The sequence below is a fragment of the Sulfolobus sp. B1 genome, from assembly GCF_007050195.1.
Taxonomy (GTDB): domain Archaea; phylum Thermoproteota; class Thermoprotei_A; order Sulfolobales; family Sulfolobaceae; genus Saccharolobus.
In genome coordinates, this window is sequence record NZ_QIMI01000145.1 from 1 (window position 1) to 3658 (window position 3658).

General features: G+C 33.3%; 5 protein-coding genes. 3 read left to right on the forward strand and 2 right to left on the reverse strand.

What is annotated here, in order from left to right; translation table 11 throughout:
- Nucleotides 1–159: 159 nt before the first annotated feature.
- Nucleotides 160–390 carry a hypothetical protein gene (locus DMP16_RS08485; RefSeq protein ID WP_069282217.1) on the reverse strand — a complete coding sequence of 77 codons (231 nt, stop codon included), beginning with the start codon at nt 388–390 and terminating at the stop codon, nt 160–162.
- An 11-nt stretch (nt 391–401) separates the two neighbouring features.
- On the opposite strand from DMP16_RS08485, the gene DMP16_RS08490 reads away from it, so the two are divergent.
- Complete coding sequence (locus tag DMP16_RS08490; RefSeq protein ID WP_185957847.1) at nt 402–1244, forward strand: UbiA family prenyltransferase; 843 nt, start codon at nt 402–404, stop codon at nt 1242–1244.
- On the opposite strand, the gene DMP16_RS08495 is transcribed toward DMP16_RS08490, so the two are convergent.
- Complete coding sequence (locus DMP16_RS08495; protein WP_069282219.1) at nt 1241–2218, reverse strand: hypothetical protein; 978 nt, start codon at nt 2216–2218, stop codon at nt 1241–1243. The two genes, DMP16_RS08490 and DMP16_RS08495, sit on opposite strands and share 4 nt — an antisense overlap.
- 34 nt (nt 2219–2252) lie before the next feature.
- Here DMP16_RS08495 and DMP16_RS08500 point away from each other — a divergent pair, with 34 nt between their 5' ends.
- Both DMP16_RS08500 and DMP16_RS08505 read left to right on the forward strand, forming a co-directional pair.
- Entirely contained in the window at nt 2253–3038 is a 786-nt protein-coding gene (locus DMP16_RS08500) for a GTPase (protein ID WP_069282221.1), read from the forward strand.
- Nucleotides 3031–3528 carry a magnesium-dependent phosphatase-1 gene (locus DMP16_RS08505; RefSeq protein WP_069282224.1) on the forward strand — a complete coding sequence of 166 codons (498 nt, stop codon included), beginning with the start codon at nt 3031–3033 and terminating at the stop codon, nt 3526–3528. Before DMP16_RS08500 ends, DMP16_RS08505 begins: the two co-directional genes overlap by 8 nt.
- The last annotated feature ends 130 nt before the right edge of the window (nt 3529–3658 follow it).

A 3658-nucleotide genomic window follows, 5' to 3' on the forward strand; every position in this document is an offset into this window, starting at 1 on the left:
TTTGAGAAATATTTTTTTACGTACTCAAATATCGCTAGAGAAATAAGAAAGCAGTATCGAATAACAAATGTTTTGGAAGTGTTATGGAAATTTCTTCCTATATTATTTAGGATGTACAATGATAAGACAATTAATGTCTCAGAGGAATTCGATCTTCATTCACTTCTTTTCCGAAGGCTTCCTCACTAGGTTATAACAGCCTTCTCCTCTCTCGATTATTCCCATTTCCAGTAATTTCGATATTGTGGATTCCGGATTGGATACTCCCCTAGCTTTCAACTCTATTGAAGCTATTATCTCCCCTACAGATAGATTTGCCTTGAAGTACTCTATTGCTATCTTAATGTCCTTCTCACTGACTGACATAAGATATTTTAATCTTAGATTCATTTAACGTTATCGTGAGTTTAAAATCTTACATAGAACTAGTGAGAATACATAACGTTATAGGAGCATCGATAGGCGCGATCATGGGATTCTTAGTATCATCGGGATGGCACATTGAACTCAAACAGTTAATTATTTCGGCAATAGTAGTAGGTTTAATTGCAGCAGGTGGTTATGTAATAAACGATATTTACGACATTGAGATAGATAAGATAAATAAGCCTTATAGGCCTTTACCATCTGGTAGAGTATCACTAAAAATGGCTAAAGTAGTTACAATTTTGACTTTCTTGACAGGTATTTTTCTATCTATTTCCTTAGGGATATATAATTTCATTCTAGCCATATTGGTTTCAATAAGTCTTATATATTACGCGAAGAGCCTAAAGAAAACCGGAATATATGGAAATATTCTAGTTGCAACTAATACTGCTCTCTCAATATTTTATGGCGGTTTAGCATATTTTTCTGGAGAATGGCTAATTAGAATAACTGTCCCTACTTTTTACTCATTTTTTCTCACTTTATCGAGAGAAATAGTTAAGGGAATAGAGGATTATAATGGTGATTTAGCCTATAACGTTAAAACGTTAGCCACTACATTAGGGATTAGTAAAGCCTGGAAAATAGCCAAGGCGCTTCTAATAGTATTAATATTAATATCGCCAATACCTTATTTCTTGGGCTTTAATTTTCTTTACCCTATATTGTTAGCAATAACCTTCTTACCTTTCGTTATACTCTCAATTACCCAGAAGGAGTCTATCGACGGTGCTTCTAGGGCGAGAACATATTTAAAAATTTCCGCTATAAGTGGAATAATTGCCTTTTTAATTGGAAGTATTCCTTTCATTTAAAGGGTTATTTGTCTATCAAACACTCGTCTATAACTACCTTTTATCCCTACGACTCTCATGTTTATTAATAATTTCTTGTTCTGTTGAGACTGTTGAAGAGGCAATTTTATAGTTAAATTGGAATCCTTTTCCATATTGTTGACAATTCTAAAGTGCACTTGTGCTCCATTCACAAAAACATTTATGATGACCTTATCTAACTTGATCTCGCTAACGTTCTTTATGTCGAAGATTATAGAATTACTATCTAACCTACTGTTTATATTCAAATCTATCCTTGGGGTTACCTCAACGAAACTGTATGAGGCTAAGATAACACCGTAATCTTTCTCGTTCTTTGAATCCAATGTAACAATCACTTTACGTTTCCCTTGAATCTCTAATTCTTCACTATCTGATGAAAGGTTGAAAACGTAAATCAAGTCACCTTTATCATCGATAAATTTCAGATTGCCGAATTTGCTTTCATTTCTTGCAACTAAGAATGCCTTATTTAAGAGCTCTAATTCCACTCTCTCATTACAACTTAAAACAAGAGGGCCACTACTTAACCTATATGTTGTGCTAAATCCATGTTGTCTATAGAACGATATTGTAGATACGTTAAGTAATTCAAGTGAATTTACTGATGAGTGAGAGATGATTAATTCATGTTTCCCTTCCTTAATTATGGGAGTTAAATCATAAATTATAGTAGATATGACGTATTTATCATCAAGGTCCAACTCAACGTTTGGCTTAAACTCCTTAGTCAAAGAGAAACTATCTAACCAAATTCTCCATCTTGGTTTGTATGATTTATTATACTTGGTTTGAATCATTACATAGAGTTTTTCCGGATTTGAGGACAACGTTATTGGAAAGCTAATTTCTCTATTATTTAAATCCAATCTTGATGTTTTTGTAAACATTTGATAATCTATAGTTCCTTCGAATGTGCCCTCATCAAATATCGCTAGTTCTCCTTTAGGCATATATAAAAAGAGTAAACTCAAGAAAATAAAATGAATGCTAGGAAAGATCATTCAGTTAGTCAAGAGATCAGATATAGTAGCTGAGGTATTAGATTCGAGAGAGCCAAGCTTAACAAGATCTAAGAAGATTGAAGAAATTGTGTTAAAAAATAATAAAAAGTTACTATTAATATTAAATAAAGGAGACTTAGTACCAGTAAGTGTTCTTCAAGAATGGAAAAAATACTTTGAAAGTGAAGGATTTAAAGCAGTATACATTTCATCCACTATTCATCTAGGAACTAAAGTACTGCGAGACACTATGAAATCATTACTTAAGGGTAAAAAAGGTATCGTATTATTCGTAGGGTATCCTAAAACGGGAAAATCTTCAATAATAAATGCACTTAAAGGTAAACACTCAGCGTCAACTTCAGCGCATCCCTTGGAACACGGCTATACTAGGTCTATTCAATTATTCAAAATTGATAATAAGTTATATGCTTGGGATACGCCCGGGATTATACCACCAGATGGTGAAGTGCTGGAAAGAATAATTAGGGGATATAATGTCGACAAGTTAGATGATCCAGTAAAGCCTGCAATACTCCTAATTCAAAGGATACTTGATTATTCTCCACAGTCTCTTAAAGATGTTTATAAGGTAGATTTTTCAGATCCTTACGACTTATTAGTTAAGATAGCTGAGAGGAGGGGATGGTATTATAAGAGTGATAAAGAACCTAATATAGAGATGTCAGCAAAGACGATAATTAGGGATTATCATGAGGGCAAAATTGCTTATTATACCTTACCTCCTAGTCTTAATAAGAATGATTAAAGTAGTAGTATTTGATGCTGATAAAACTCTTTGGGATCATCACAATATTTCCGAGTTCGAAGAGCCGTTAAAATTACTTGACGAGAATACGTTGGAAGACGCTAGGGGTAGAAGGCTTAATCTTTTTCCACATGTTAGAGAGACTTTGAGGGAACTGAAAGAACGAGGACTAATTTTAGCGGTTGCCACGTGGAATGTAGAAGAAATAGCTAAAAAAGTTTTTAATGTGCTAGACCTTTCGAAGTATTTCGATGTAATTGTAGCCAGGCCATATCCATACAAGTTCTTGATGATTAGCCAAATAATCGTAGAATTAGATAAGGTTGGGCTTAAAGTGAAACCAAATGAGATACTTTTTGTGGACGATAGAAGAGGTCATTTTGGAAATGTGTGGCTATATTTAGGTGATGTAAAATGTTTAGAAATGTGGAAAGACATTATGGGTTATAAAGATATACTTAATATGATCACATACGTGAATGATAAATAATTTTTAATCTAATCTTCATGTAATCTAAACGATCCTATAAAAAAGTTTAAAAACACTTAAACTGAAATAAGTAGTCGTGAAAAAGATGATAGGTGATTTCTCCCTCCAAGTCGACTAATTCTTCTAAAGG

Bases quoted from the DNA above. Each gene is read 5' to 3' on its own strand.
- DMP16_RS08495 (WP_069282219.1), bottom strand. From the start codon at position 2,218: ATGCCTAAAGGAGAACTAGCGATATTTGATGAGGGCACATTCGAAGGA.
- DMP16_RS08485 (WP_069282217.1), bottom strand. From the start codon at position 390: ATGAATCTAAGATTAAAATATCTTATGTCAGTCAGTGAGAAGGACATT.
- DMP16_RS08500 (WP_069282221.1), top strand. From the start codon at position 2,253: ATGCTAGGAAAGATCATTCAGTTAGTCAAGAGATCAGATATAGTAGCT.
- DMP16_RS08505 (WP_069282224.1), top strand. From the start codon at position 3,031: ATGATTAAAGTAGTAGTATTTGATGCTGATAAAACTCTTTGGGATCAT.